Here is a 24,449-nt window from a genome sequence, read left to right as displayed (position 1 = left end):
CGGCAAGACAACTTAAGTGCACAGTGCATTAAAGTGGCGCTAGGATGTCGCCACACAAGCACGAAAGAGAGAGGTTCCCGATGCGCACACAGCTGCTGTTGATCGACCCGCAGAACGACTTCTGCGACCTGCCCGAGGCCTGGTGGCCCCGTTCGCCCGTGACGGGCGAGGCCCTGCGGCCCGCCTTGCCCGTGGCCGGCGCGCACGCCGACTTGCAGCGCGTGGCCGCGCTGGTGAAGCGCCTGGGCGCCGGCCTGGACGCCGTGACCCTGACCCTGGATTCGCACCACCGCATCGACGTGGCGCACCCCGGCTTCTGGCGCGAGGCCGCCACCGGCCAGGCCCCGTCGCCCTTCACGGCCATCACCGCCGCCGAGGTGCGCGCCGGCCGCTTTGCGCCGCGGGACCCCGCCGCCTTGCCCCGCGTGCTGGCCTACCTGGACGCGCTGGAGGCCACCGGCCGCTACACGCTGATGGTCTGGCCGGTGCACTGCCAAATGGGCACCTGGGGCCACGCCGTGCACGCCGGCCTGCAAGCGGCGCTGGACGCCTGGTCGGACGCGCAAGGCCGCGCCGTGGCCGTGGTCACCAAGGGCGAGAACCCCTGGACCGAGCACTACAGCGCGCTGCAGGCCGAGGTGCCCGACGCCGCCGACGCGCGCACCGCGCTGAACACCGCGCTGCTGGCCCAACTGGACGCCAGCGAGCGCGTGTTGATTGCGGGCGAGGCGGGCAGCCACTGCGTGCGCGCCACCGTGGAGCACCTGGCCGCACACCTGCCCTCGGGCCGCCTGGACAAGCTGGTGCTGCTGACCGACTGCATCAGCCCCGTGGGCGGCTTCGAGGCCCAGCAGGCCGAGTTCCTGCGCGACTGCCAAGCGCGCGGCCTGCGCCTGGCCACGGCGGAGGAGATCGCCTGATGCGCCCCGTCATCCAAAGCCTGCTGGACACCGACCTCTACAAGTTCACGATGTGGCAAACCCTGCTGCACCGGCACCCGCAGACCCAGGCCGAGTACCGCTTCGTTTGCCGCAACCAGCCGGCCTACCCGCTGGCCGAGTTGAAGGCCGACGTGGAGCGCGAGCTGGACGCGCTGTGCGCCTTGAGCTTCCAGCCCGACGAGCTGGCCTTCTTGGGCGCACTGCGCTACATGAAGAGCGACTTCGTCGACTTCTTGCGCGTGTTCCGCTTCCAGCGCGCCTTCATCGCCGTGCACACCGAGGGCGACACCCTGCACATCGTGGCCAAAGGCCCGCAAGTGCACGTGATGGGCTTCGAGATCCCGGTGCTGGCCATCGTCAACGAGTTGTACTTCCGCCGCTTTGACACGCCCGAGGTGCGCATGGAGGGCGAGCGCCGCCTGCGCGCCAAGATCGACGCGCTGCAGCAGGGCGCAGCGCAGGTGCAGCCCGGCCAGCACCCGCTGGAGGTGTTCGACTTCGGCCTGCGCCGCCGCTTCGCCGGCGACTGGCAGCGCCACGTGGTGGCGAGCTTCCGCGACGCCTTGCCCGGCGTGTTCCGCGGCACCTCCAACGTGCTGCTGGCCAAGGAACTTGGCCTCGTGCCCATCGGCACCATGGCGCACGAGTACCTGCAAACCTTCCAGGCCCTGGGCGTGCGCCTGCGCGATCACCAAAAGGCCGCGCTGGAAGACTGGGTGCAGGAGTACCGCGGCGACCTGGGCATCGCCTTGACCGACGTCGTCGGCATGGACGCCTTCCTGGCCGACTTCGACCTCTACTTCGCCAAGCTCTTTGATGGCCTGCGCCACGACAGCGGCGACCCCGTGGTCTGGGGCGAGAAGGCCCTGGCCCACTACGCCAAGCTGCGCATCGACGCGCACACCAAGCGCCTGGTGTTCAGCGACGGGCTGAGCGTGGCCAAGGCGCTGGCGCTGCACCGCCACTTTGCCGACCGCGTGCAGTTGGGCTTTGGCATCGGCACGCACCTCAGCAACGACCTGGGGCCGCAGCCGCTGAACATCGTGATGAAGCTGACCCACGCCAACGGCCAGCCCGTGGCCAAGCTCAGCGACAGCCCGGGCAAGACCCTGTGCGACGACGAAACCTTCTTGGCCTACCTGCGCCAGGTCTTCGGGGTGAAAGCGCCATGCTGAAACTGACCCTGGCCCAACTCAACCTCACCGTGGGCGACGTGCAGGGCAACGTCGCGCGCATGGTGCAGGCCGCCCAACAGGCCGCCATGGAGGGCTCGCGCCTGATCGTCTTCCCCGAGCTGGCCCTCACCGGCTACTACCCCGGCGACCTGCTCGACGAGCCCGGCTTTGGGCGGCAGATCGACGCCGGCCTGGACGCGCTGCGCGCGGCCTCCCGCGCGCTGCCCGAGCTGGCCTGGGTGGTCGGCACGCCGCTGCGCCACGACGGCCCGGGCAAGAAGCTGCACAACGGCCTGCTGGTGCTGCAGGCGGGCGAGGAGCTGCTGCGCTACGCCAAGCAGTTGCTGCCCACCTACAACGTGTTCGACGAACGCCGCCACTTCGAGCCCGGCCCCGACGTGGCCAAGGTGCTGCGCTTGGGGTCCACGCAGGTCGGGCTCTTGATCTGCGAAGACGGATGGAACGACGAGGCCGACGACTATCGCGTCAATCCGTTCGATCGCCTGCGCGATGCGGCCCCCGAGCTCGTCATCAGCCTCAACGCCAGCCCCAGCAACGTGGGCAAGCGCGAGCAGCGCCACCAGGTCTTCGGCGCCGCCAGCCGCCGCAACGGCCTGCCCATCCTGTACGTGAACCACGTGGGCGGGCACGACCAGCTGGTGTACGACGGCGCCAGTTTCGCCGTCGAGCCCGACGAGGGGGTGGTCTTCGAGGCCGTGCGCTTCGACGAGTGCGTGCACACCCTGGGCTTTGTCGACGGGCGCTTCGTCGAGCTGGACGGGCGCCGCCCGGCGCGGCCCGACCCCGCCGGCCTGAGCACCTTGGCCTTCTACCGCGCCCAGATCGTGCTCGGCCTGCGCGACTACGCCCGCCGCTGCGGCTTTCGCCAGGCGGTGGTGGGCAGCTCGGGCGGCATCGACAGCGCGCTCACCCTGGCCCTGGCGGTCGAGGCCTTGGGCCCCGAGAACGTGGTCGGCATCACCATGCCCTCCAGCTTCTCGTCCAGCGGCTCGGTCAGCGATTCCGAGGCCCTGTGCCGCAACCTGGGCATCCCCCTGCTGAACCACCCCATCCAGGGCGCGGTGGAGGCGCTCAAAGCCCAGTTCGCCAGCAGCTTTGGCGCGTCCATGCAGGGCCTCACGCTGGAGAACCTGCAAGCCCGCGTGCGCGGCACCGTGCTCATGGCCTACTCCAACGCCCACGGCCACCTGCTGCTCACCACCGGCAACAAGAGCGAGGTCTCGGTCGGCTACTGCACGCTGTACGGCGACACCAACGGCGGCCTGGGCCTGATCGGCGATCTTTACAAGACCGAGGTCTTCGCGCTCTCGCGCCACCTCAACGAAGCCGCCGGCCGCGAGCTCATCCCCGAGGCCATCCTCGTCAAGGAGCCCTCGGCCGAGTTGGCGCCCGGCCAGCGCGACAGCGACAGCCTGCCGCCCTACCCGGTGCTGGACGAGGTGCTCAAGGGCATGATCGAAGGCGAGCGCCTGTCGGCGCGCGAGCGCGAGGCGGCCGAGGCCTGCCTGGCCGGCCTGCGCGCCAGCGAGGAGGGTCGCGCCCTGATCGAGCGCGTGGCCCGCTTGGTGCACCGCAGCGAGTACAAGCGCCGACAAGCCCCGCCCCTCATTCGCCTGCGTGCGCGGGCCTTTGGTCAGGGGCGGCAGATGCCGATCGCGGCGCATGACCCGGGGGTGTTCGCATGAGTGCCGTTCAAGTTGCGGTGGTCATCGGCCGCTTCCAGCCCTTTCACCTCGGCCACCTGGCCCTGGTGCGCGAGGCCTTGGCCCGCGCCCCGCGCGTGGTGGTGGTGCTGGGATCGGCCCACCAGGCGCGCTCGCCCCGGCACCCGTTCAGCGCGGCCGAGCGCGCCGAGATGCTGCGCCTGGCCCTGCCCGAGGCCGAGCGCGCCCGCGTGGACGTGCTGCCCTTGCGCGACCTGTACGACGAGACGCGCTGGGTGCAGGCCGTGCGCGACGGCGTGCAGTGGCTCACGGGCACGGACGAGGCGCTGCTGGTCGGCCACTTCAAAGACGCCACCAGCGACTACCTGCGCCGCTTCGCGCCTTGGCAGCTCTTGAGCCTGCCGCGCCAGCACCGCGTGGACGCCACCGACCTGCGCGCCGCCCTCTTCGACAGCGAGCCCGAGGCCCTGGACGCCGTGCTGGCCAGTTGGGTGGACCAGGTGCCGCCCAGCACGCGCGACTTCGTGCGCGCCTGGGCCCACTTGCCCTACCTGGCGGCCCTGCGCCGCGAGTGGGCCATGCTGAAAAGCTACCGCCAGGCCTGGGCCGCGGCCCCCTACGCGCCGGTGTTCGTCACCGTGGACGTGGTGGTGCAGTGCGCCGGCCACGTGCTGCTGATCCAGCGCGGGCGCGACCCCGGCCAGGGCCTGTGGGCGCTGCCCGGCGGTTTTGTGGAACCGCGCGACACCCTTTACCAATCGGCCGTGCGCGAACTGGAAGAAGAGACCGGCCTGCGCCTGCTGCCCGACACCCTGCAGCGCGCGCTGCGCGGCGTGGCCACCTTCGACCACCCCGACCGCAGCCAGCGCGGGCGGACCATCTCGCACACGCACCACTTCGATTTGGGCGAGCGCGAGCTGCCCGAGGTGCGGGGCCAGGACGACGCGGCGGCAGCCCGCTGGGTGCCCATCGCCGAGCTGGCTGCGATGGAAGCGCAATGCTTCGACGACCACTTCCACATGCTCGACCGATTCTTGGGGCTGGTGGCCCCGGGCTGAGCGCTTGGGGCGGGACGGGCCTCAGCAGCTCGGTTTCGAGGGCGACAGCGCCCCGCAGCCGCCCGGCAATGGCGCCAAGCGGAGCAAGCGGCGCGGTGCTTGGAGCTGCAGCGCCGTGGCCGCGCGGAACTCGGGGTAGCTGTTCAGCAAGCGGTCGAAGCTGCCGTCGGCCAGGGCGAGCTTCAGCCCGGTCTCCAAGCGCTGGCCGAGGACCTGGTTCTTGGCGTTGACGAAGAAGTAGAAGGGCGCCTCGTAGTAGAGGAACAGGTTCTTCTCCATGGCCAAGCCCAGGTGCCGGTAGCGGCGGTGGTCGCTTTGCACCTCGTACAGGCCCCTGGGAAAGAAGTCAAAGCGCTTCGCGGCGAGCATCTTGAACAGGTTCTCGTGCCAGGCCGAGCCCTCCACCCGAAAGCCGTTGTGCCGCAGGATCTTGGTGTCCACCCATTGCAGGCCCAGGCCCGCGCGGAGGGTTCGCAGGTCGTCCAGCGTTCGAACCGTGTCGAAGCGGGCCTGCTCGCCCTCGCGGATCAACAAGATCCGGTAGTTGTTCAGCTCCTTCAGCAAGGACACCGGGATGGGCTGAAGGCCATCGGTCAAGCCCGGGTTGGGCGCGGTGAACACCACGTCGATGAGCTGCTGGTTCTTCAGCTCTTGCACCGCGCGTTCGAGCGAGATCACTTCTTTCAGGATGCTCACGCGGTACGGGCCATGGCTGTCCTGGGTCTTGCGCAGGGCGAGCTCTAGCACTTCGAAGAAGTAGCCAGGTCGTCCGTCGCGTGGCGCGTCAAAGGCGGGCACCCGGACTTCGATCGGCTCGGTGGCGTGCAGGCGGCCGGCCCCCAGCGCGAGGGGGAGTGCGAGCGACAGCGACAGCGCCGCCCGGCGCCCAGGACGGCATTGCCGCGGCCCTGACGGCAAGGCTTCGACGGCAGAGCGGGGCGGGGCAAGCTGGGTCATGCGCGGTGCCGGCCTCGCACCCGCCTCATTGCGTGTAGCGCCGGTGGATGGCCTGCAACTGGCCCCGGTCCCGCAGGTCCTTGAGGCCGCTGTTCAGCACTTGCAGCAAGGCCTGGCCTTGCGGATGCTGGCGCGAGACCAGCATGTGGAACTCCACCTTGGGCATGCCGGGCACGCGGGCGTAGGCGATGTCCGGGTCTTGCGCGATGGGCTGGCCCAGGTGCTCGGACGCCTTGACCACCTCCAACTCGCCCACGCCAAGCTCGCAACGGTCGGCCAGCAGCTTGGCGATGACGCGGCCGAAGTTCAGCGCCCCGCGGTCCACCTGGTCGTCGCGCAGGCCGTAGGCCGAGTAGTTGTAGCCGTGCACGCCACACACCCGGAACGAGGCCAGGTCCTGCGCGCTGCTCACGGGCACGCCGTCGGGGTAGCGCCGGCGCGAGTAGAAGTAGCCGGGCGTGGTGGCGTGCACCGTGTCCGACAGGTAGAAGCGCTTTTGCCGCTCGGCGTTGGCGCTGGCGTTCAGGGCCATCTGGTACTGCGTGCCGCTGTCGAGCTCGCGCAGGCAGCGCACCCAGGGCAGCAACTCGATGCGCAGCGCAATGCCTTTGGGCGCCAAGATGCTGCGCAGCACCTCCACCGAAAAGCCCTGCACATCTTGCGGGCCGCTGCCGGTGCGCTGCGCCTTCTCGGCGGCCCCGGGGGCCAGGTAGGTGAAGGGCGGCCATTCGTTGACGTCGTCGCACACCGAGATCGTCTTCAGCGTCAGGACTTGCGCGTGGGCCGGGGTTCCGGTGCCCAGGGCCAGTGCCAGCCCGAGCGTCGCCCAAACGGCCAGGGCCGCGCGAGGCAGGGAGCGGAAGCGTGGGCTGGGCATTGGCGTGAAGCCTAATGGCCTCCAGCACCTTGCCGCGTAGCGAAAGTCCCCAAGCGCGCCACAAAGGCGCGAAAACCCGAACGGCCGTGGGCCTGATGCGTCAGCTTCACGAAAGCTTCAGGGGCAGGTGCGTACCCTGCGAGACTGCGGGCGTTCGCCCCGGCCCCGCGCCGGCGCGACGGGCCCCGCCGAGATCCCCCCAAGAAAAGGACGCCCTCATGCGCATTGCCGCCACCGCCTTGGCCAGCTGCTTGCTGCTGCTGGGCGCGGGTGCGGCCGTGCCGGCGGCGGCGCAAAGCGAATCGGGCGAGCGCCCCAGCACCGAACTCGAGGCCGTGACCATCACCGTGGGCCGTGGGCAACTGCGCTCGGTGCACCGCGTGGGGCGCAGCGAGCTGCAAACCGCCGCCATCTCGGGGCAGAACCCCTTGCTCACGGTGGCGCGTTTGCCCGGCGTGAACGTCCAATCGGCCGACGCCTTGGGCAACTACGAGTGGTCGGCCCGCTTCACGGTGCGTGGCTTCTCGCAAAACCAGCTCGGCTTCACGCTCGACGGCGTGCCCCTGGGCGACATGAGCTACGGCAACCTCAACGGCCTGCACATCGGTCGGGCCATCGCCAGCGAGAACGTGGCGGGGGCCGAGCTCTCGCAAGGCACCGGGGCGCTCGACACCCCGTCCAGCAGCAACCTGGGCGGCACGCTGCAGTTCTTCTCGGACGCGCCCGAGCGCCGCTTCGGCCTGCGCGCCGCGCAGACCCTGGGCAGCCACGCCAACCGCCGCACCCACCTGCGCCTGGACAGCGGCGACACCGCGCTGGGCAGCGCCTACCTCAGCGCCACGCAACAGGCCGCCGACAAGTGGAAGGGCGCCGGCCAGCAGCGCCAACGCCAGCTCAACCTCAAGGCGCAAAAGGCCTGGGACGGCGGCCAGCTCACCGCCTTCTTCAACCACTCGTCGCGCGAGGAGATCGACGACCAAGACCTGTCGCTGGAGATGATCCAGCGCCTGGGCCCGCGCTGGGACAACACCTACCCCGACTTCAACGCCGCCCTGCGCGCCGCGCAGGCCCTGTGCGGCAACGGCAACACCGCCTACGTGCCGCAGTGCGACGACGCCTACTACGCCGGCGCCGGCCTGCGCCGCGACCTGCTGGCGGGGGTGAACTTGGAGACGGCCTTGGCCCCGGCTTGGCGCCTGCAGCTCGGGGCCTACCACCACGGCAACGACGGGCGCGGACTTTGGTACACGCCTTACACCCCCTCGCCCGACGGCACGCCGATTTCGCTGCGCACCACCGAGTACGCCATCCACCGCCGGGGCGCCACGGCCGCGCTGCAGTGGGACCTGGGGGCCCACCAAGTGCGCGCCGCCTTCTGGCACGAAGACAACGACTTCGACCAGGCCCGCCGCTTCTACGCCACGCCCCCCGGCGCCGTGCCCAGCCCCTACGCCTTCCCGCGCGACCCCTTCCTCACGCAGTGGGCCTACCGCTTCCACACGCGCACGCAGCAGGCCTCGCTGTCCGACACCCTGGCGCTGAGCCCCACGCTGACCCTGGGCGCGGGTTTCAAGGCCCTGAGCGCCACCATCGATGCCGAGCGCCTGCTCGGCACCGGCCCGGCCGGCGCCATCCGTGCGCAGCGCGGCTTCTTGCCCCAGTTGGGCCTGAACTGGCAGGTGAACGCCGTGCACGAGCTGTTCGCTGGCGCGCAGCGCAACCTGCGCGCCTTCCAAGCCAGTGCCACCGGCGCCAGCCCCTTTGCCACCACGCAAGCCGGCTTCGACGCCATCCGCGACACCCTGCGCCCAGAAACCGCCACCACGGTGGAGCTGGGCTGGCGCGCCACCGAGGCGCGCTACCAGGCCGCGCTCACCCTCTACGGTGCGAACTTCCGCGACCGCCTGCTGGCCGTCACCCCAGGCTCGGCCATCGTGGGCAACCCGGCGGTGCTGGCCAACGTGGGCGGCGTGCGCGCCCGCGGGCTCGAAGCCACGCTGTCGCTGCGCCTGCACCCGGGCTGGACGCTCTACAACAGCCTCAGCCTCAACCGCTCGACCTACCGCGACGACGTGCAAAGCCGCGACGCGGCGAACCAGCCCATCACCGTGCCCCTGGCCGGCAAGGACGTGGTCGATGCCCCGCGCACCATGGCCAAGTCCATCCTCAGCGCCGAGCGCGGCCCTTGGTTCGGTGAGCTGGGCCTGGACTTCATGGCCCGCCGCTTCTACAGCCACACCAACGACGCGGCCGTGCCCGCCCGCACCCTGCTCAACGCCAGCGCCGGCCTGCGCTTGGGGCCATGGCTGGGCTGGACCGCCGTTCGCGACGCCAGCCTGCGCCTGGCCGTCACCAACCTCGGCAACCGCCGCTACGTGGCCACGGTCGGCACCAACGGCTTTCCCAACAGCGACCCCAGCGGCACGAACCAAACCCTGTTGATGGGCGCGCCGCGGCAGCTGATGCTGAGCTTGAGTGGGCGGATCTGAGCGCGAAGCTGCGCCTTGCAAATCCTCGCGCGATCGATCATGGAAGTTCGAAACACCCAGCAGCGCTTGGAGGTGGCGGCCATTCACCGCTGGTCGGTGGCGCAGGTCCGCCTCGGCCTGCTGGAAGAGTCGCCCAATTGGGATGCCGATTCCCCCTGGCACAACTCGCGGTTCCGCGACCCGGCCTCGGGCCAGGCCTGGGTGGTGTACGTCGCCGACCACGCGTGGTCGGGCGAGGTTCGCTTGTTGGACGGTCGGGCGCCGGGGTGAGGTTGCGCGACGGTGCCGCCGGCACGGGGTCCGTCCGGCCATAAAAAAACCGGCTCCGAGGAGCCGGTTTTTCGTGGCGCACCGAAGGGCTCAGTAGCGGCCGCCGCCGAAGCCGCCGTTGCCGTAACCGACGTCCGGGCGCTGCGTGCTGCGGTAGCCGGCGGGGCTGTAGCTGTCGCCGCTGCGCTCTTCGCGCGGGCGGGCCAGGTTCACGACGATGGCACGGCCGTCGACGCGCACGCCGTTGAGGGCGGCGATGGCGGCGAGGGCCGCTTCCGGCGAGGTCATCTCGACGAAACCGAAGCCTTTGGAGCGGCCGGTGTCGCGGTCGATCATGACCTTGGCGGAGGCGACGCCGCCGTGCTCGCCGAAGTTGCTCTTGAGGCTCTCGTCGGTGACGGAGTAGGGCAGGTTGCCCACGTAAATCTTTTTGCTCATGGTGGAGCCTTTCTGGAGGTCAAGTCGCACCGTCGGGGTGCGGGAGTGCGAACCGGTAGGACGCGGGACACGGGCGCTGCGGGTGGGGCCTGGGAAGGCCTCCCGTCAGCGCACGGGGGTTGAGGGTGGGTGGGCCGCCACCTGGGGGCGGCCCGGCGGACCGGGGCGGCGATGGCCGTCCTTGCCGTGGGCGCGTTGGCGCGCGAACGAAGCCCGCCAGCAGCCGCTGCCGCTCGGTGGGGTCGTGGGCGAGCCGAGGGGCCGGCCCAGGGGGAGGGTGAAGGTGGAGATGGGATTCGATCGCTTGCGCGGGTGGCCTGCACCGGCGTGCGCCACCGGGGCGCAAGGAGCCGCCAGCAGGCGGGCTCCAGGGGGGGCGACGGGGGTCGCGGGCGGCGCGCACCGGGCGCGCCATGAAGCACCGCAGGGGCTGCGGCGGCGCCGTTTATACGTCAGTTGTTATCCGTCGGCCCAACTAAATTATTTTTGGTTTTAAAAAGAGACAGGGCGGTGGCGGGTGGGCGGGCGCTCACTGCAGGCCCACCACGCTGCTGAAGCTCCAGGTGCGGCGAATCTCCAGCACGTCCACCTCGCGGGCCAGTTCGGGGCTGAAGGGGGCGTAGGGCTGGTGGCTTTGCACGATGCGGCGGATGGCCTCGTCGACCTCGGGCGCGCCGCTGCCGATGACGAAGGTGATGGCTTCGACGGAGCCGTCGCGGCGCACGGCCACGGTGACCAGCGGCGGGTTGTGGCGCGCTTGCGCCAGTTGCCGCACGAGATCGGGCGGCGTGTTCAGCTGGATCTTGCGGGCCCAGGCCTGGGCGAAGGCCACGATCTCGGGGTTGGGGTCGGTGTGGCCGTACAGGCGGGCGCGGCGCAGCGGGGCCCAACCCAAGGGCAGGGCGCCGCCGGGGCGGACGTTGGGGGCGGTGTGCGGGTTCTGGGTGGCGTTGGCCGCGGCCTCGCGCTGGGCGCGCTCTTCGTCCAGCTGCCGGCCCATGGCACGGCGCGAGGCCTCGCGGCGGGCCTCGTCGGCGGCGTCTTCGGCCGCCTTAAGGCGGGCGGCTTCGGCCTTGGCCTGCGCTTGGGCGTTCGCCTGGGCTTGGCGCTCGGCCTCTTGGCGGGCGGCGGCTTGCCGGGCGGCCTCGCGTTGCGCGGCCTCTCGCTGGGCTGCCTCGGCGCGGGCGGCTTCTTGTTGGGCGGCCAGCTGGCGCGCCGCTTCGCGCTGGGCCGCTTCTCGTTGGGCGGCCTCGCGGTGTGCGGCCTCCCGCTGCGCCGCTTCGCGGCGCTCGGCCTCGGCCCGGGCGGCCTGTTGCCGCGCGGCCTCCTGCCGAAGCGCCTCTTGGCGTTGCGCCTCCTGCCGGGCGGCTTCTTGCCGAAGGGCTTCTTGCCGCGCCGCTTCTTGCCGGGCGGTCTCTTGTCGAAGGGCCTCTTGCCGCGCCGCCTCTTGCTTCTGGGCCTCCAGGCGCGCGGCCTCGCGGCGTTCGGCATCGGCTTGGGCCAATGCGGCGGCGGCCTTGGCGCTGGCGACCCGCGCGGCTTCGGCCTGGCGCTCGGCCTCGCGCTGCTCGGCCTCGCGTTGGGCGGCTTCATGGCGGGCGCGGGCTTGCTGCGCGGCCAAGGCCTTGGCCTGGCGTTCCGCGTCTTGCTGGGCGGCCTGTTGAGCGGCCTGTTGAGCGGCCTGTTGGGCCGCTTTCTCGGCGGCTTGCTGCGCCACCTGTTCCGCGGCCTGTTGCGCCGCCACGGCTTGCGCCCGGCGCGCGGCCTCTTGGGCTTGCTGTTGGGCTTGCTGTTGGGCGGCCTGGGCCGCGGCCTCGGCGCGTTGCAGCTCAGCCCGGGCGCTGGCCTGGCGGGCGGCTTCTTGGCGCTGGGCCTCGGCCCGCTCGGTGCGGGCCTGCGCCTCGCGGGCCAAGCGCAGCAGGCGATCGGGCTCGGCCGCGTCGTCGGCCACCGGCGCGGGGGGCGGCGTGGGGTCCGCGTGGGGCGCTGGCGCGCTGGCGGCGGGCGAGGGGCTGGGCGCAGTAACGGGCACAGGAACGGGCGCAACCGCGGCCGTGGGCGCCGGGGTCCACGGGGGGGCCGAGGCCGCTGTGGGGGGCGTGGGGGCGGTCTCGGTCGGGTCCTCCACCGCCAGCAGGGCCAGCGCCGGCTCGGTGCCCGCCGCGGCGCGGGGGCCGAGGGCGCGCCAGGGCTCGGCCACGGGCGCCGCCGCGCCGGCCTTGCCAGCGTTGCCGCGCCCGCGCGCGGGCTGGGATTGGGCGCCCCGTCGGGGCGCCGGCGCGGCGGTGGGCCCTGTGGGGGCGGTGGGCAAGGGCAGCAGCTCGGCCACCCACACCGGGGGCGGCGAGGGTGGCAGGGGCGGTGGCAAGGTCGCGCTGCGCCAGGCCTCGGGCGCGAGGCTGGCGGTGCCCAGGCTCAGGCTGAGCAGCAAGAGCGCGTGCGCGGCGAAGGACAGCGGCAGGGTGCGTCGCAGGCGGCGGCGCTCGGGCCGCGCGGCGGCGTCGGCGTAGGGGTCGACGTCGGCCGTGGCGTGGAAGGGGGGCAGGGCCTCGTCCGCGGACCCGGCCGCGTCGTCGGCCGGCGCGCTCAAGCCAGGGCGGCCCTCACCGCAGGGCGGCAGGCCGAACGGCGAGGGGCGGGGGACGGGGCGGGCATGCCGCCATTGTGACGAGGGCGTTCAGCGCGAAGCCAGCGCCACCGGCGCGGCGTGCGCCAGCACCAGCGCGAGCACGGCGGCGGTGTCGGCCAGGTCGACCCAGGGCAGAGCCAGGTCGGGCGGCGGGGCGTCGGAGGCGAGGGCCACGATGCCGGGCCAATCGGGCCACAGCATGGGCTTGCCCTCTTCCGCGCGCCACACCTCGAGCTTGGGGAAGTCGCCGCCCTTGAAGCCTTCCACCAGCACCAGGTCGCAAGCCTGGATGCGGCTGAGCAGGTAATCGAGCGGCGGCTCCTCGTCGCCGCGCAGCTCGTGCATCAGGGCCCAACGGCTGCGACCGAGCAGCAGCACCTCTTGGCAACCGGCCTCGCGCAGGCGGTAGCTGTCCTTGCCGGGCCGGTCGACCTCGATGTCCTTGTGACTGTGCTTGATCAGGGAGACCCGCAAGCCCCGCGCGGTGAGGGCGGGCACGAGCCGCTCCAACAGCGTGGTCTTGCCCATGCCGGAGCGGCCGGCGATGCCAAAGACGTTCATGGCGGCATTGTGGAAGCCGGACCGGCGCGGGGCCTTGATGCACCACAAGGGGCGGCCGCGCCCCGGCGACCACAATGCCCGCATGGACCCTCGCCGTCGCTTTCTGTTCCGCCCTTCGGCGGCGCAACGTGCCGTTCAACGGCCGCCTGGGGCCGTGGCCGAGGCCGTGTTCGAGCGACGCTGCACGCGCTGCGACGCCTGCATCAAGGCCTGTCCGCCGCAGGTCATCCGGCGCGGCGGCGGGGGCTTCCCGGAAATGCAGTTCGCGCAAGCAGGTTGCGATGCCTGTGGCGCTTGTGTGAGCGCCTGCGAGCCGGGTGCCCTGCAAGCTCCGGCGGTGTTCGAAGGCTGGGCGGCGCGCTTCGGCGCGGCCTGCCTGGCGCAGCGTGGGGTGGAATGCCGCGTGTGCGGCGAGGCCTGCGACGCGCGGGCCATTCGCTTCCCGCCGCGCTTGGGCCAGGTGGCCCAGCCGGTGCTGACCGCCGAGGCCTGCACCGGCTGCGGGGCGTGCGTGGGGGGCTGCCCCACGCAAGCGATCTCAATGGCCCGAGGCTGAATCCGAAGCGGCGCTGCTGGGCGGCAGCACCAGTTCGCCTTCCTTGTGCGCGCCGATGGGCTGCGCGATGGGCGGCAGGGTGTGGGCGATGCCCTTGTGGCAGTCGATGCAGGTTTGGCCCGCCGTGAACGCCACCTGGTGCCGCGTGGCCGCGCGGCTGTTTTGCTCCGCGTAGTCCATGTAGGTGAAGTTGTGGCAGTTGCGGCACTCTTGCGAGTCGTTGGCCTTCATGCGGTCCCACTCGTGCTGGGCCAACACCGGACGCTTGGCGTTGAACTTCTCGGGCGTGTCGATGGAGCCCAGGATCTTGTGCAGCACTTCGTTGGAGGCTTGGATCTTGCGCCACATCTTGGGGCCCCACTCCTTGGGCACGTGGCAGTCGGGGCAGGTGGCGCGCACGCCGGTGCGGTTCTGGTAGTGGATGGTGTTTCGGTACTCGACGAAGACGTTCTTCTCCATCTCGTGGCAGGAGATGCAGAAGGCTTCGCGGTTGGTCCATTCCATGGCGGTGTTGAAGCCGCCCCAGAAGACGATGCCGGCTGCGAACGCGGCGGTCAGCAGCCAAAACAGCTTGGTGTGGGCGAAGGCCCACAGGCGTTGGATCAGGGCTTTCATGGGGCGACCCTCACTTCATGCCCTTGGCGCGTTCGTAGGTGTTTGGAACGAGCGGTTTGGCGTCGCTTTGCGGCACGTGGCATTGCGTGCAGAAGTAGCGCCGCGGGCTCACGGTGTCCAACTCCACGCCGTCGCGCGTTTTGAAGTGCGTGACGCTGATCTTGGTGGCGCCGCTTTCCTTGGTCTTCTGCCACGCGTGGCAGTCCATGCACTTGTTGAAATTCTTGGTGATTTGGTAGCCGCTGATGGTGTGCGGGATCAGCGGGGGCATCTGCACGAAGTCGCGGTCGCCCACCGGGTGGTCTCGCTCCTGGCGGTGGTTGGCCGGCGGGTTGTCCTGGTTCAGGGGCGTGCCTTGTCGCAGGCCCTCCAATTTCACGGGGGCGGCGGGCTCGGCGGCGTGGGCCATGTCGATGCCGATGGCGAACATCGACACGGCCAGCAGCAGCGGCCAGCAGCGTTGGAACAGGGCGGGGCGCTTCATGGTCAGTCCCTTCGGTGGTCAAAGCGGTGGGTGAACTGGAAAACCTCGGTGCTGCACACGTCGACGCAGCGGCCACAGGCGCTGCATTCGCGGGCTTGGATGAGGGGGCCGCTGCCGGCCTTGCCCTTCAAGGGGGCCACGAGGATCTGGGGTTCGGGGCACACGGCGTAGCAGTCGCCGCAGTCGTTGCAGCGGCTGCGGTGCGCGGCCGAGACGCGCAGCAAAGGCTTGCTGCCGATCAGCGAGTAGGCCGCGCCCATGGGGCACACGTGGCCGCACCAGCCGCGGGGCGCCACGGCGAGGTCGAACAGGAAGACAGCGACCACGGCCGCCCAGGCCACGCTGCCGCCAAAGATGAGCGCGCGTTGGGTGAGGGTGACAGGGTTGACCGACTCCCACACCGGCAGGCCGGTGATGGCGGCAGCCAGCAACACGGCGGCCAAGAGCGCGTAGCGCAGGCCGCGCGGGGGCGCGCTGCCCGCGTTGAGCTTGAAGCGGCGACGCAGCCAGCCGGCGGCGTCGGTGACGGCATTCACCGGGCACACCCAGCCGCAGTAGGCGCGGCCCACCAGCAGGCCGTAAAAGGCCAGCACAAGGGCCGCACCGATCAACGCGGTGGCCTCGGCCCAGTGCTGCGCGGCCAGGCTTTGCGCCAGCACGAAGGGGTCGGTGAGGGGCAGCACACCGAAGCTCAGGCTCGATGCCAAATTGCCCTTGACCCACCACAGGCCGGCCCAGGGGCCGAGCAGGAAGAGGGCCAGCACTGCCAACTGGCTGCTGCGGCGCAGCAGCAGGAAGCGGTGGCGGCGCCAGGCGCTGCGTTCGGGCGGCGACGCGGGGGCCAGGGCGATCGGGATCATGGCGCCGGCTCCGAGGCCGCGCGGGGCGCGGGGTAGGGCTGCGCGCCACTGCGCAGCGGCCCCAGGTCGTCGGTTTGCGCGGGAAGGCGCTGCTCGGGCTGCGCGAACTGCGGCTTGCCCTGGCGGTTCGTGGACTCCCATCCCTTGCGGTAGTGCGGGCCCAACTCGCCCTGGGCCAACGCGCGCGGCAGCACCTTGATGGCGGCGCGCTCAAGCACGCAGCTGTGCTCGCACTTGCCGCAGCCGGTGCAGGCCTCGGCATGCACGGTGGGCAGCAGCATGGCGTGGCGATCGCTGCGGGGGTTGCTGACCTTTTCCAGCGTGATGGCCTGGTCGATGACCGGGCAGACGCGGTAGCAAACGTCGCAGCGCAGGCCGAGGAAGTTGAGGCAGCTCTCGTGGTCGATGAGCACGGCCAGGCCCATGCGCGCCTGGCTGATGTCGGTCAACAGCGGGTCCAGCGCACCGGTGGGGCAGGCCTTGACGCAGGGCAGGTCCTCGCACATCTCGCAGGGGATGGCGCGGGCCTCGAAGTAGGGCGTGCCGATGGCCACGTCGGCGGCGAGGCCGTCGCCCCACTGGCTGAGCTGGAGGTTGTGCGGCGGGCAGTCGCGCACGCACAGGCCACAGCGCACGCAGGCGGCCAAGAAGTCGGGCTCGTCCAAGGCGCCGGGGGGGCGCAAGGCCTGGGCCGCGCGCGCCCGCGCTGGGCGCGACACGACCGCCGCCCCCGCGGCCAAGAGGCCGGCGGTGGCGGAGGTGGTGGCGCCTTGCAGCAGCGCACGTCGACTCAGGGCCATGCGGGTCGCTCGCTCAGGCCTTCAGGACGCGCACCGCGCACTTCTTGAAGTCGGTTTCCTTCGAGATCGGGCAGGTGGCGTCCAGCGTGAGCTTGTTGACCAAGCGGCCCTCGTCGAAGAAGGGCACGAACACCAAACCACGCGGCACCTTGTTGCGCCCCTTGGTCTCGACGGCGCAGGTGATCTCGCCGCGGCGCGAGGCGACCTTGACCTTCATGCCGCGCTGCAGGCCGCGGTCCTTGGCGTCGTCGGGGTGCATGTACAGCAGGGCCTCGGGCACGGCGCGGTGCAACTCGGGCACGCGGCGCGTCATGCTGCCGGTGTGCCAGTGCTCCAGCACGCGACCCGTGCACAGCCACAGGTTGTAGTCCTTGTCGGGGCTCTCGGCGGGCGGTTGGTAGGGCAGGGCGTAGACGACCGCCTTGCCGTCTTTGTGACCATAGAACTTCACGCCCTCGCCCTTCTTGACGTAGGGGTCGTAGCCCTCGCGGAAGCGCCACAGCGTTTCCTTGCCGTCGACCACGGGCCAACGCAGGCCGCGCACCTCGTGGTACGTGTCGAAGGGGGCCAGGTCGTGGCCGTGGCCGCGGCCGAACTCGGCGTACTCCTCGAACAGGCCCTTTTGCAGGTAGTAACCCAGCTGCTTGGACTCGTCGTTCATGTAGCCGGGGATGTACTTGCCGTTGACCTTGCCCACGTCGGCCAGCGGGTACTTGTTGACCTTGCCGTTCTTGTAAAGCACGTCGAACAAGGTCTTGCCCTTGTACTCGGGCTTCTTGGCCAACAGCTCGGCAGGCCACACCTCTTCCATCTTGAAGCGCTTGCTGAACTCGATGAACTGCCACAGGTCGCTCTTGGCCTGGCCGGGGGCGCTGACCTGCTGGCGCCACAACTGCGTGCGGCGCTCGGCGTTGCCAAAGGCCCCTTCCTTTTCAACCCACATGGCGGCGGGCAGGATCAGGTCGGCGGCCATGGCGCTGACGGTCGGGTAAGGGTCGCTGACGACCACGAAGGCCGCGGGGTTGCGCCAGCCCGGCAGGATCTCGTCGTTGATGTTCGGGCCGGCCTGCATGTTGTTGTTGGTGGTGACCCAGTAACACTTGAGCTTGCCGTCCTTGAGCGCGCGGCTTTGCGCCACGGCGTGCAGGCCGATCTTGTCGGGGATGGTGCCCTCGGGCAGCTGCCAGATCTCCTCGGTGTGCTTGCGGTGCTCGGGGTTGGTGACCACCATGTCCGCGGGCAAGCGGTGGGCGAAGGTGCCCACCTCGCGCGCGGTGCCGCAGGCGCTGGGCTGGCCCGTCAGGCTGAAGGGGCTGTTGCCCGGTTGGCTGATCTTGCCGGTCAGCAGGTGGATGTTGTAGACCATGTTGTTGGCCCACGTGCCCCGCGTGTGCTGGTTGAAGCCCATGGTCCAGAAGGACACGACCTTGACCTTCGGGTCGGCGTAGAGCTTGGCCAGTTCTTCCAATTGTTTGACGGGCACGCCCGACAGCGCACTGACCTTTTCGGCCGTGTACTCGCTGACGAACTTGGCGAACTCGTCGAAGCCGATGGGCGTGGCGTCGTTCGGGCTTCCCTTGGGCTTGCCGTCGGCGCCGGGGTAGCCATTGCTCTTGGCGTCCTTTTCCAAGGCGTGGGCCGGGCGCAGGCCGTAGCCGATGTCGTCGGCGCCTTTCTTGAAGTTGACGTGGGCCTTGACGAAGGCGTGGTCGACCTTGTTGTTCTTGATCAGGTAGTGGGCGATGTAGTTCAGGATCGCCAGGTCGGTTTGCGGCTTGAAGATGATGGGCTGGTCGGCCAGGTCGAAGCTGCGGTGCTCGTAGGTGGAGAGCACGGCGACCTTGGTCTCCGGGTGGCTCAGGCGGCGGTCGGTGATGCGGCTCCACAAGATGGGGTGCATCTCCGCCATGTTGCTGCCCCACAGCACGAAGGCGTCGGCCTGCTCGATGTCGTCGTAGCAGCCCATCGGCTCGTCGATGCCGAAGGTGCGCATGAAACCGGCCACGGCGCTGGCCATGCAGTGGCGGGCATTGGGGTCGAGGTTGTTGGAGCGAAAGCCCGCCTTCCACAGCTTGGCGGCGGCGTAGCCTTCCCAGATGGTCCACTGGCCCGAGCCGAACATGCCGATGCCCGCCGGGCCGTCTTTCTTCAGCGTTTCCTTCCACTTGGCGGCCATCAGGTCGAAGGCCTCGTCCCAGCTCACGGGCACGAAGTCGCCGTTCTTGTCGTACACGCCGTTCTTCTTGCGCAGCAAGGGCGTGGTCAGGCGGTCCTTGCCGTACATGATCTTGGACAGGAAGTAGCCCTTGATGCAGTTCAGGCCGCGGTTGACCGGGCTTTCGACGTCGCCCTGCGTGGCCACGACCTTGTTGTCCTGCACGCCCACCACGACCGAGCAGCCGGTGCCGCAGAAGCGGCAGGGTGCCTTGTCCCAGCGCACGGCGCCTGGGGCTTGGGCCGGGGCCGCGCCCTGTGCCACGACGGGGATGCCGGCCGCGGTGGCGGCCGCGGCGGCGGCTTGCAACTTCAGGAGGTCGCGACGATCGACTTGCATGGTGAGCTCCAGCGGGCGCACGGGGTCAGCGCCCAGGGGGTGGGGATGGGGGAATGTTCTCGGGAAGCGACTGCGAAGGCCTTGAAGCAGTTCAAGGCAACGCCGGGTCGAGGTCGGTCAGGCGCGTGCGCCAGCCCTGCGCCGGTTGGTGGTGGGCTTCCGGTGCCGGCGCGTCGGGGCCGCTGTACTCGTAGACGAGGGAGGTGCCCAGCACCTGGGGCCACAGCGCCACGGCGCCCAACTGGGCCGCCGCCGATGCCTCGGCCGTGTCTTCCATGACGACGACCAAGCGCCCATCGCCCGGGTTGTGGGTCAGGTCCACGCCCGGCAGGGCCACCAATTGGGCGGCCACGGCCTCCACGTGTTCGGGGCGCGTGCGCACCACCACTCCCAGCACGCTCATCGGCGTCTCCCATGCACCAAAACTGGGTGCGAGTGTGGGCCGATGCCCCTTGGTGGGGCTTGCGAAATGTCAAGCCACGGCCGGTTACACGGGAAATCCCTGCGCCCTGGCGGGCGCCCCGCTCAGGGGGCGCGGGCGGCGGCCAGGCCTTGGTCGGCCAGTTGGCGCAGGGGGTGCTCGGCGGGCGCCAGGGCCTGCAATCGTTCCCAGTGGCGGATGGCCGTGGCCTTGTCGCCCTGGCGGTAGGCCAGCGTGCCCAAGAGGGCCAGGGTTTTGAGGTGCTCGGGTTGCTGCGCCAGCGCGTGGGCCAGCAGCCGGGCCGGCTCGCCTTCGAGCGAGCCGCCCTGGTGGCTGGCCAGCACGTCGGCCAGGTCGGCCAGCAGGTCGGCGTCGTCGGGCCGCAGGGCCAGCGCGCGGCGGTAGGCGGTCACCGATTCGGTCGGGCGTCCCAGCACCAAGTAGGAGCGACCCAGCATGGCCCAGCCGTTGGCATCGTCGGGCTGCTGCTGCAAGCGGGCGGCCAGGCGCTGCACCATCTCCTCGGTGCGGTCGGGGGGCGGCGCGGGGTCGATGGCCTCGGGGTGGCCCTTCCAGGCATAGCCCGCGGCCCCCACCGCCAGCACCACGGCCACGCAGCCGGCCACCAAGCGCGCGGGCAGGCGTGGCGGGGGCGGGGCCAGCACGAGGGCGAGGATGCGCTGCTGCAAGGCGTCGAGTTCGGCCTGCAGCGGCGCCCGCTCCGGGTCCTGGGCCTGGCGCAGGCGCGCTTGCAAGGCGAGGCCTTGGGCCCGCAGGGCTTGAAGGGCGGGGGGCAGGCTCATGGCGAGGGGCTTTCGGTGTCGGGCGCCGGGTCGGGTTCGAAGGCCTCGTCGCCCTGGGTCGCTCGGCGGCGCAGCACCAGCACCAGGCCCAGCAGGGCGCCGCCCATCAGCAGCGCGGGGCCGGCCCACAGCAGCAGGGTGTTGCCCTGCACCGGGGGCTTGTAGAGCACGAAGTCGCCGTAGCGGGCGGTCATGTAGGCGATGACCTCGTCGTCCCGTTTGCCCTGCGCCAACTGCTGGCGCACCTGCGCCTTCAGGTCCAGGGCCAAGGGGGCGTTGGAGTCGGCGATCGTTTGGTTCTGGCACACCAGGCAGCGCAGCTGCGAGGCCAGCGCGTGGGTGCGGACTTCCACGGGGTCGGGCTCTGGCGCTGTGGCGTGCGCGCCCAGAGCCGCCCCCAGGGCCGCGCCCAGCACCAGCGCACGAAGCAGGCGGGGGCTCATAGGGCGTCCAGCAGGGGTTCGATCTTGGTGCGCAGGACCTCGGGCGTGATGGGGCCCACGTGCTTGAGCGCGACCTGGCCGTCGCGGTCGATGACGAAGGTCTCGGGCACGCCGTAGACCCCAAGGTCGATGCCCACCTGGCCCTTGGCGTCCAAGCCCACCGCGCGGTAGGGGTTGCCGAGTTCACGCAGCCAGCGCGCCGCGGCGGCAGGCTCGTCCTTGTAGTTCAAGCCAACGAGGTGGAGTTGCGGGCGACGGCGGGCCAGGTCGACCAGCAGGGGGTGCTCGTCGCGGCACGGGGCGCACCAGGAGGCCCAGACGTTCAGCAGGCTGACCCGGCCGCGCAAGTCGCTGTGGCGCAGGGGCGGCGCACCGGCCTCCAACACCGGCAAGCTGAAGGCGGGCAGGGCGCGTCCCACCAGGGGCGAGGGCACCTCGCGCGGGTTCAATTGCAGGCCGCGTGCCAAGAAGGCGGCCAGCACGGCAAAACCCACCAGGGGCAACAGGTGCTTGAGCTTCATGCGGCGCCCTCCTCGCTGGCGCGGGGTCGACGGTAGCGCCGGTCGCTGGCGGCCAGCAGGCCCCCGAGGGCCATCAGCGCGCAGCCGCCCCAAATCCAGTCGACGTAGGGCTTGATGGCGAGGTGCACGATCCAAGCGTCGGCGGCCTCGTTCAGGGGCTCGCTCAGCGAGACGTAGACGTCGCGCAGCCAGCCGGCGTCGATGCCGGCCTCCGTCATGGGCATGGTCTGGGTGCGGTAGATGCGCTTTTCCGGGTGCAAGGTGGCCACAGGGCGTCCAGCCTGAACGACCTGCACCGTGCCGCGCATGGCGCGGTAGTTGGGGCCGTCCACCGTGCGCAGGCCCTGCAGTTCAAAGGTGTAGGCCCCGAGCGCGACGGATTCGCCCACCTTGAGCGGCAGGTCGCGCGTGAGCTGCAGGCTGCCGACCAAGGTGACACCGACGATGAACACGCCCACGCCCGCGTGGGCCACCGCCATGGCCAGCACCGAGCGTGGCAGCGCACGGGCGCGGGCCCAGAGGCCCTGGCCATGTTGCGGGCGCAAGCGCTGCGCCAGCTCGGCCGCCACCGAGGCCAGCACCCACCAGGCCAAGAGCAGCCCGCCCCAGGCCGCCAGGCTCAGGCGTCCCGTGGCCCAGCCGTGGGCGCCGGCCGCCAAGGGGGCCAGCACCAGGGGCCAGCGCAGGCGACGCAGCAAGGCGGCGGTTTCCATGCCCTTCCACTGCACCAGGGGGCCGATGCCCAGGAGCACGATGACGGGCGCCATCAAGGGCACGAACACGGCCTCGAAGTAGGGCGGGCCGACGGAGATCTTCTGGCCGGTCAAGGCGTCCAGCGCCATCGGGTACAGGGTGCCCAGCAGCACGGCGCCGCAAGCGGCCAGCAGCATCACGTTGTTGGCCAGCAGCGTGGTTTCGCGGCTGCGCCAGTGGAAGCGAGCGCCGAGGCCGACCTGCCCAGCGCGGGCGGCGTACAGGCTCAGCGAGCCGCCCACCGCCAGCACCAGGAAGGCCAGGATGGCCAGGCCGCGTTGGGGGTCGGTGGCGAAGGCGTGCACCGAGCTGAGCACGCCCGAGCGCACGAGGAAGGTGCCCAGCAGGGACAGCGAGAAGGTCACGATGGCCAGCAACACGGTCCAGGCCTTGAAGGCGCCGCGCTTTTCGGTCACGGCCAGCGAATGCAACAGGGCCGTGCCGGCCAACCAGGGCATGAAGCTGGCGTTCTCCACCGGGTCCCAAAACCACCAGCCGCCCCAGCCGAGCTCGTAATAGGCCCACCAGCTGCCCAGGGCGATGCCCACGGTCAAGCTGGCCCAGGCGGCGGTCGTCCAGGGGCGGGCAAAGCGCGCCCAGGCGCTGTTGAGCTCGCCCCCGGCCAAGGCGGCCACGGCGAAGGCAAAGGCCACGGCGAAGCCCACGTAGCCCATGTACAGCATGGGCGGGTGCAGCACCATGCCGGGGTCTTGCAGCAAGGGGTTGAGGTCGCGCCCCTCGGGCGGTGCCGGCACGAGCCGCTCAAACGGGTTGGAGGTGACCAGCATGAACAGCAAGAAGCCCGCGGCCAGCAGGCCCATGACGGCCAGCACGCGCGCGCGCAAGGGCGCGGGCAGGTGCGCGCCCGCGGCGGCGACCGCCACCGACCAGGCGGCCAGCAGCGCCACCCACAGCAGCAGCGAGCCCTCGTGCCCGCCCCAGACCGCGGCCACGCGGTAGGCCAGCGGCAGGGCCACGTTGCTGTTCTGGGCCACGTAGGCCACCGAGAAATCGCTGACCACGAAGGCCTGCGTCAGGGCCGCGTAACCCAGGCCCACGAGCAGCGCCAGGGCGTGGGTCAGCGGGCGGTCCAGCGCCATCCAGTCGGCGCGCTGGCGCTGCGCGCCCAGCAGGGGCAGGGTGCCGAGCAACAGCGCGGCGCCCAGCGCCATCCACAGCGCGAGGTGGCCGATCTCGGGGATCACGGCGTGCCCTTCATCGACTTCTCACTGCGGTTTCGGGCCTGCTCGGCGCGGGCCAGCGCATCGGCGGCCTCGGGCGGCATGTAGTTCTCGTCGTGCTTGGCCAGCACCTCGCGGGCGCTGAAGGTGCCGCCCTGCAGTTGGCCCTGGGCCACCACGCCCTTGCCCTCTTTGAAGAGGTCGGGCAGGGCGCCTTGGTACACCACCGGGACTTGGTGCGTGCCGTCGCTGACGACGAACTGCACGCGCACGCCCTCGCGCTTCACGCTGCCGGGCTCGACCAGGCCCCCGATGCGAAAGGGCCGGCCTTGTGGCGCTTCGTGCGCGGCCACCTGGGTGGGCGAGTAGAAGAACACCAGGTTGCTGCGGAAGGCGTTCATCACCAGGGCCACGATGGCGGCCAGACCGAGCAGGGCGGCGCCGGCCCAGAGCAGGCGTTGGTGGCGGGGCTTCATGCGTCGGCCTCGGCTTGCAGGGCGCGGGCGTGGCGGCGCGCGGCCAGCCAGGGCTCCAGCACGGCGATGGCCAGGGCGGCGCCGTAGCTGCCCCACACGTACAGGCCGTGGCCGCCCATGGCGAAAAACTCGGTGGCGCTGTGCCAGTTCATGTTGAGGTCTCCTTCAAGGCCTGCACCCAGGCGGTGTCGCGTTCCCGCTCCAGCACCATCGCGCGGGCGCGGGTGAAAACGACGGCAAAGGCATAGGCCCAGCAGGCCAGGCTCATGAGCAGCATGGCCTGCAGCATGGTCTCGGCCATCTTGGGGGCGGCGGTCAGGCTCACGCTGGCGCCCTGGTGCAGGGTGTTCCACCAGCGCACGCTGAAGTAAATGATGGGCACGTTGACCGCGCCCACCAGCGCCACCAGGGCGCCCGCGGCATCGGCGCGCCGGGGCTCGTCGATGGCGTTCACCAGGGCCAAGTAGCCCAGGTAGAGGAACAACAGAATCAACTCGGAGGTCAAGCGGGCGTCCCACACCCACCAGGTGCCCCAGGTGGGTTGGCCCCACAGCGCGCCGGTCACCAGCGCCAAGACCGTGAACAGCGCCCCGGTGGGGGCGATGGCCCGCGCCAGCAGCGAGGCCAGCCGTGCCTTGAAGGCCCAACCGATCACCGCCCAAAACGCCATGGCCAGGTACAGCAGCATGGACAGCCAGGCCGCCGGCACGTGGATGAAGATGATGCGGTAGGCCTCGCCTTGGGTGGCGTCGGTGGGCGCGACGAAGAAGCCCCGGTGCAAGCCGGCCGCAGCCAGCAGGGCCGCCGCGGCCCACAACCAGGGCAGCAGGCGGCCGGTCAGGGCGTAGAAGCGAACGGGCGCGGCAAAGGTGAAGAAGCGGGTCATGCAGCGGGCTTCGGAC

The 24,449-nt window shown here is 70.9% G+C and carries 25 protein-coding genes; 7 read left to right on the top strand and 18 right to left on the bottom strand.

Features of this window, described 5'->3' with window-relative positions:
* Positions 1-80 precede the first annotated feature (80 nt).
* From EOD73_RS07195 to EOD73_RS07180, 4 genes are read left to right on the top strand one after another with little or no spacing between them, the layout of a single operon-like run.
* Complete coding sequence (locus EOD73_RS07195; RefSeq protein ID WP_127682200.1) at positions 81-920, top strand: cysteine hydrolase family protein; 840 nt, start codon at positions 81-83, stop codon at positions 918-920.
* On the top strand, positions 920-2,116 hold the full coding sequence (gene pncB, locus EOD73_RS07190; RefSeq protein WP_127682199.1) for a nicotinate phosphoribosyltransferase: 1,197 nt from the start codon (positions 920-922) through the stop codon (positions 2,114-2,116). The genes EOD73_RS07195 and pncB overlap by 1 nt, the downstream gene beginning before the upstream one ends.
* Entirely contained in the window at positions 2,110-3,822 is a 1,713-nt protein-coding gene (locus EOD73_RS07185) for an NAD+ synthase (protein ID WP_127682198.1), read from the top strand. The genes pncB and EOD73_RS07185 overlap by 7 nt, the downstream gene beginning before the upstream one ends.
* Positions 3,819-4,859 carry a bifunctional nicotinamide-nucleotide adenylyltransferase/Nudix hydroxylase gene (locus tag EOD73_RS07180; RefSeq protein ID WP_127682197.1) on the top strand — a complete coding sequence of 347 codons (1,041 nt, stop codon included), beginning with the start codon at positions 3,819-3,821 and terminating at the stop codon, positions 4,857-4,859. Before EOD73_RS07185 ends, EOD73_RS07180 begins: the two co-directional genes overlap by 4 nt.
* Positions 4,860-4,880: 21 nt before the next feature.
* Here the strand turns inward: EOD73_RS07180 and EOD73_RS07175 are convergent, their stop codons facing one another.
* Together EOD73_RS07175 and EOD73_RS07170 are read right to left on the bottom strand one after the other, a co-directional pair.
* Entirely contained in the window at positions 4,881-5,816 is a 936-nt protein-coding gene (locus EOD73_RS07175; RefSeq protein ID WP_127682196.1) for a hypothetical protein, read from the bottom strand.
* A gap of 25 nt (positions 5,817-5,841) precedes the next feature.
* Entirely contained in the window at positions 5,842-6,693 is an 852-nt protein-coding gene (locus EOD73_RS07170) for a substrate-binding periplasmic protein (protein ID WP_127682195.1), read from the bottom strand.
* A gap of 218 nt (positions 6,694-6,911) precedes the next feature.
* Between EOD73_RS07170 and EOD73_RS07165 the strand changes: the two genes are divergently transcribed.
* Both EOD73_RS07165 and EOD73_RS07160 read left to right on the top strand, forming a co-directional pair.
* Positions 6,912-9,182: a TonB-dependent receptor gene (locus EOD73_RS07165; protein WP_164845973.1), complete on the top strand. Its 2,271-nt coding sequence runs from the start codon at positions 6,912-6,914 to the stop codon at positions 9,180-9,182.
* 39 nt (positions 9,183-9,221) lie between these two features.
* Positions 9,222-9,452 carry a hypothetical protein gene (locus tag EOD73_RS07160; RefSeq protein ID WP_127682193.1) on the top strand — a complete coding sequence of 77 codons (231 nt, stop codon included), beginning with the start codon at positions 9,222-9,224 and terminating at the stop codon, positions 9,450-9,452.
* Between the two features lie 90 nt (positions 9,453-9,542).
* On the opposite strand, the gene rbp is transcribed toward EOD73_RS07160, so the two are convergent.
* The 3 genes from rbp to mobB form a co-directional block, all read right to left on the bottom strand.
* On the bottom strand, positions 9,543-9,890 hold the full coding sequence (gene rbp / locus EOD73_RS07155) for an RNA-binding regulator (RefSeq protein WP_127682192.1): 348 nt from the start codon (positions 9,888-9,890) through the stop codon (positions 9,543-9,545).
* Positions 9,891-10,419: 529 nt separating this feature from the next.
* Positions 10,420-12,480, bottom strand: a complete 2,061-nt coding sequence (locus EOD73_RS07150; protein WP_127682191.1) for a TonB C-terminal domain-containing protein — start codon at positions 12,478-12,480, stop codon at positions 10,420-10,422.
* An 87-nt stretch (positions 12,481-12,567) separates the two neighbouring features.
* A complete protein-coding gene (mobB, locus tag EOD73_RS07145) occupies positions 12,568-13,080 on the bottom strand; it encodes a molybdopterin-guanine dinucleotide biosynthesis protein B (protein WP_127682190.1) in 513 nt (170 codons plus the stop codon).
* An 82-nt stretch (positions 13,081-13,162) separates the two neighbouring features.
* On the opposite strand from mobB, the gene napF reads away from it, so the two are divergent.
* Positions 13,163-13,636 carry a ferredoxin-type protein NapF gene (gene napF, locus EOD73_RS07140; protein ID WP_127682189.1) on the top strand — a complete coding sequence of 158 codons (474 nt, stop codon included), beginning with the start codon at positions 13,163-13,165 and terminating at the stop codon, positions 13,634-13,636.
* On the opposite strand, the gene EOD73_RS07135 is transcribed toward napF, so the two are convergent.
* The 13 genes from EOD73_RS07135 to ccmC form a co-directional block, all read right to left on the bottom strand.
* Complete coding sequence (locus EOD73_RS07135; RefSeq protein ID WP_127682188.1) at positions 13,619-14,251, bottom strand: NapC/NirT family cytochrome c; 633 nt, start codon at positions 14,249-14,251, stop codon at positions 13,619-13,621. The two genes, napF and EOD73_RS07135, sit on opposite strands and share 18 nt — an antisense overlap.
* A 10-nt stretch (positions 14,252-14,261) precedes the next feature.
* Positions 14,262-14,735, bottom strand: a complete 474-nt coding sequence (locus EOD73_RS07130) for a nitrate reductase cytochrome c-type subunit (protein ID WP_164845972.1) — start codon at positions 14,733-14,735, stop codon at positions 14,262-14,264.
* Positions 14,736-14,737: 2 nt separating this feature from the next.
* Positions 14,738-15,595 (bottom strand): quinol dehydrogenase ferredoxin subunit NapH, encoded by an 858-nt coding sequence (napH, locus tag EOD73_RS07125; protein WP_127682187.1) that lies wholly within the window; start codon positions 15,593-15,595, stop codon positions 14,738-14,740.
* Positions 15,592-16,395: a ferredoxin-type protein NapG gene (gene napG / locus EOD73_RS07120; RefSeq protein ID WP_127682186.1), complete on the bottom strand. Its 804-nt coding sequence runs from the start codon at positions 16,393-16,395 to the stop codon at positions 15,592-15,594. The genes napH and napG overlap by 4 nt, the downstream gene beginning before the upstream one ends.
* A 13-nt stretch (positions 16,396-16,408) precedes the next feature.
* Positions 16,409-18,949 carry a nitrate reductase catalytic subunit NapA gene (gene napA / locus EOD73_RS07115; protein ID WP_127682185.1) on the bottom strand — a complete coding sequence of 847 codons (2,541 nt, stop codon included), beginning with the start codon at positions 18,947-18,949 and terminating at the stop codon, positions 16,409-16,411.
* Between the two features lie 91 nt (positions 18,950-19,040).
* Complete coding sequence (locus EOD73_RS07110) at positions 19,041-19,352, bottom strand: chaperone NapD (RefSeq protein WP_127682184.1); 312 nt, start codon at positions 19,350-19,352, stop codon at positions 19,041-19,043.
* A gap of 122 nt (positions 19,353-19,474) precedes the next feature.
* Positions 19,475-20,173 carry a tetratricopeptide repeat protein gene (locus tag EOD73_RS07105; RefSeq protein WP_127682183.1) on the bottom strand — a complete coding sequence of 233 codons (699 nt, stop codon included), beginning with the start codon at positions 20,171-20,173 and terminating at the stop codon, positions 19,475-19,477.
* Positions 20,170-20,616 carry a cytochrome c-type biogenesis protein gene (locus EOD73_RS07100; RefSeq protein WP_127682182.1) on the bottom strand — a complete coding sequence of 149 codons (447 nt, stop codon included), beginning with the start codon at positions 20,614-20,616 and terminating at the stop codon, positions 20,170-20,172. The genes EOD73_RS07105 and EOD73_RS07100 overlap by 4 nt, the downstream gene beginning before the upstream one ends.
* Positions 20,613-21,137, bottom strand: coding sequence for a DsbE family thiol:disulfide interchange protein (locus EOD73_RS07095; RefSeq protein ID WP_127682181.1), 525 nt, complete (start codon positions 21,135-21,137; stop codon positions 20,613-20,615). The genes EOD73_RS07100 and EOD73_RS07095 overlap by 4 nt, the downstream gene beginning before the upstream one ends.
* Positions 21,134-23,095: a heme lyase CcmF/NrfE family subunit gene (locus EOD73_RS07090; protein ID WP_127682180.1), complete on the bottom strand. Its 1,962-nt coding sequence runs from the start codon at positions 23,093-23,095 to the stop codon at positions 21,134-21,136. Before EOD73_RS07090 ends, EOD73_RS07095 begins: the two co-directional genes overlap by 4 nt.
* Positions 23,092-23,547 carry a cytochrome c maturation protein CcmE gene (gene ccmE, locus EOD73_RS07085; protein ID WP_127682179.1) on the bottom strand — a complete coding sequence of 152 codons (456 nt, stop codon included), beginning with the start codon at positions 23,545-23,547 and terminating at the stop codon, positions 23,092-23,094. Before ccmE ends, EOD73_RS07090 begins: the two co-directional genes overlap by 4 nt.
* Positions 23,544-23,699, bottom strand: a complete 156-nt coding sequence (gene ccmD / locus EOD73_RS07080; RefSeq protein WP_127682178.1) for a heme exporter protein CcmD — start codon at positions 23,697-23,699, stop codon at positions 23,544-23,546. The genes ccmE and ccmD overlap by 4 nt, the downstream gene beginning before the upstream one ends.
* Positions 23,696-24,433, bottom strand: coding sequence for a heme ABC transporter permease CcmC (ccmC, locus tag EOD73_RS07075; protein ID WP_127682177.1), 738 nt, complete (start codon positions 24,431-24,433; stop codon positions 23,696-23,698). Before ccmC ends, ccmD begins: the two co-directional genes overlap by 4 nt.
* Positions 24,434-24,449: the final 16 nt, after the last annotated feature.

Origin of the sequence: Inhella crocodyli, from assembly GCF_004004565.1 — a bacterium.
In the GTDB taxonomy this organism is placed as follows: domain Bacteria; phylum Pseudomonadota; class Gammaproteobacteria; order Burkholderiales; family Burkholderiaceae_C; genus Inhella; species Inhella crocodyli.
Note: the sequence above shows the minus strand (reverse complement) of the source record. Positions and strands in the feature narration are given on the sequence as shown.

What these genes read in the sequence shown, in the direction of transcription:
- EOD73_RS07195 (WP_127682200.1), top strand. Translation starts at nt 81, where the DNA reads ATGCGCACACAGCTGCTGTTGATCGACCCGCAGAACGACTTCTGCGAC.
- pncB (WP_127682199.1), top strand. Translation starts at nt 920, where the DNA reads ATGCGCCCCGTCATCCAAAGCCTGCTGGACACCGACCTCTACAAGTTC.
- EOD73_RS07185 (WP_127682198.1), top strand. Translation starts at nt 2,110, where the DNA reads ATGCTGAAACTGACCCTGGCCCAACTCAACCTCACCGTGGGCGACGTG.
- EOD73_RS07180 (WP_127682197.1), top strand. Translation starts at nt 3,819, where the DNA reads ATGAGTGCCGTTCAAGTTGCGGTGGTCATCGGCCGCTTCCAGCCCTTT.
- EOD73_RS07175 (WP_127682196.1), bottom strand. Translation starts at nt 5,816, where the DNA reads ATGACCCAGCTTGCCCCGCCCCGCTCTGCCGTCGAAGCCTTGCCGTCA.
- EOD73_RS07170 (WP_127682195.1), bottom strand. Translation starts at nt 6,693, where the DNA reads ATGCCCAGCCCACGCTTCCGCTCCCTGCCTCGCGCGGCCCTGGCCGTT.
- EOD73_RS07165 (WP_164845973.1), top strand. Translation starts at nt 6,912, where the DNA reads ATGCGCATTGCCGCCACCGCCTTGGCCAGCTGCTTGCTGCTGCTGGGC.
- EOD73_RS07160 (WP_127682193.1), top strand. Translation starts at nt 9,222, where the DNA reads ATGGAAGTTCGAAACACCCAGCAGCGCTTGGAGGTGGCGGCCATTCAC.
- rbp (WP_127682192.1), bottom strand. Translation starts at nt 9,890, where the DNA reads ATGAGCAAAAAGATTTACGTGGGCAACCTGCCCTACTCCGTCACCGAC.
- mobB (WP_127682190.1), bottom strand. Translation starts at nt 13,080, where the DNA reads ATGAACGTCTTTGGCATCGCCGGCCGCTCCGGCATGGGCAAGACCACG.
- napF (WP_127682189.1), top strand. Translation starts at nt 13,163, where the DNA reads ATGGACCCTCGCCGTCGCTTTCTGTTCCGCCCTTCGGCGGCGCAACGT.
- EOD73_RS07135 (WP_127682188.1), bottom strand. Translation starts at nt 14,251, where the DNA reads ATGAAAGCCCTGATCCAACGCCTGTGGGCCTTCGCCCACACCAAGCTG.
- EOD73_RS07130 (WP_164845972.1), bottom strand. Translation starts at nt 14,735, where the DNA reads ATGAAGCGCCCCGCCCTGTTCCAACGCTGCTGGCCGCTGCTGCTGGCC.
- napH (WP_127682187.1), bottom strand. Translation starts at nt 15,595, where the DNA reads ATGATCCCGATCGCCCTGGCCCCCGCGTCGCCGCCCGAACGCAGCGCC.
- napG (WP_127682186.1), bottom strand. Translation starts at nt 16,395, where the DNA reads ATGGCCCTGAGTCGACGTGCGCTGCTGCAAGGCGCCACCACCTCCGCC.
- napA (WP_127682185.1), bottom strand. Translation starts at nt 18,949, where the DNA reads ATGCAAGTCGATCGTCGCGACCTCCTGAAGTTGCAAGCCGCCGCCGCG.
- EOD73_RS07110 (WP_127682184.1), bottom strand. Translation starts at nt 19,352, where the DNA reads ATGAGCGTGCTGGGAGTGGTGGTGCGCACGCGCCCCGAACACGTGGAG.
- EOD73_RS07105 (WP_127682183.1), bottom strand. Translation starts at nt 20,173, where the DNA reads ATGAGCCTGCCCCCCGCCCTTCAAGCCCTGCGGGCCCAAGGCCTCGCC.
- EOD73_RS07100 (WP_127682182.1), bottom strand. Translation starts at nt 20,616, where the DNA reads ATGAGCCCCCGCCTGCTTCGTGCGCTGGTGCTGGGCGCGGCCCTGGGG.
- EOD73_RS07095 (WP_127682181.1), bottom strand. Translation starts at nt 21,137, where the DNA reads ATGAAGCTCAAGCACCTGTTGCCCCTGGTGGGTTTTGCCGTGCTGGCC.
- ccmE (WP_127682179.1), bottom strand. Translation starts at nt 23,547, where the DNA reads ATGAAGCCCCGCCACCAACGCCTGCTCTGGGCCGGCGCCGCCCTGCTC.
- ccmD (WP_127682178.1), bottom strand. Translation starts at nt 23,699, where the DNA reads ATGAACTGGCACAGCGCCACCGAGTTTTTCGCCATGGGCGGCCACGGC.
- ccmC (WP_127682177.1), bottom strand. Translation starts at nt 24,433, where the DNA reads ATGACCCGCTTCTTCACCTTTGCCGCGCCCGTTCGCTTCTACGCCCTG.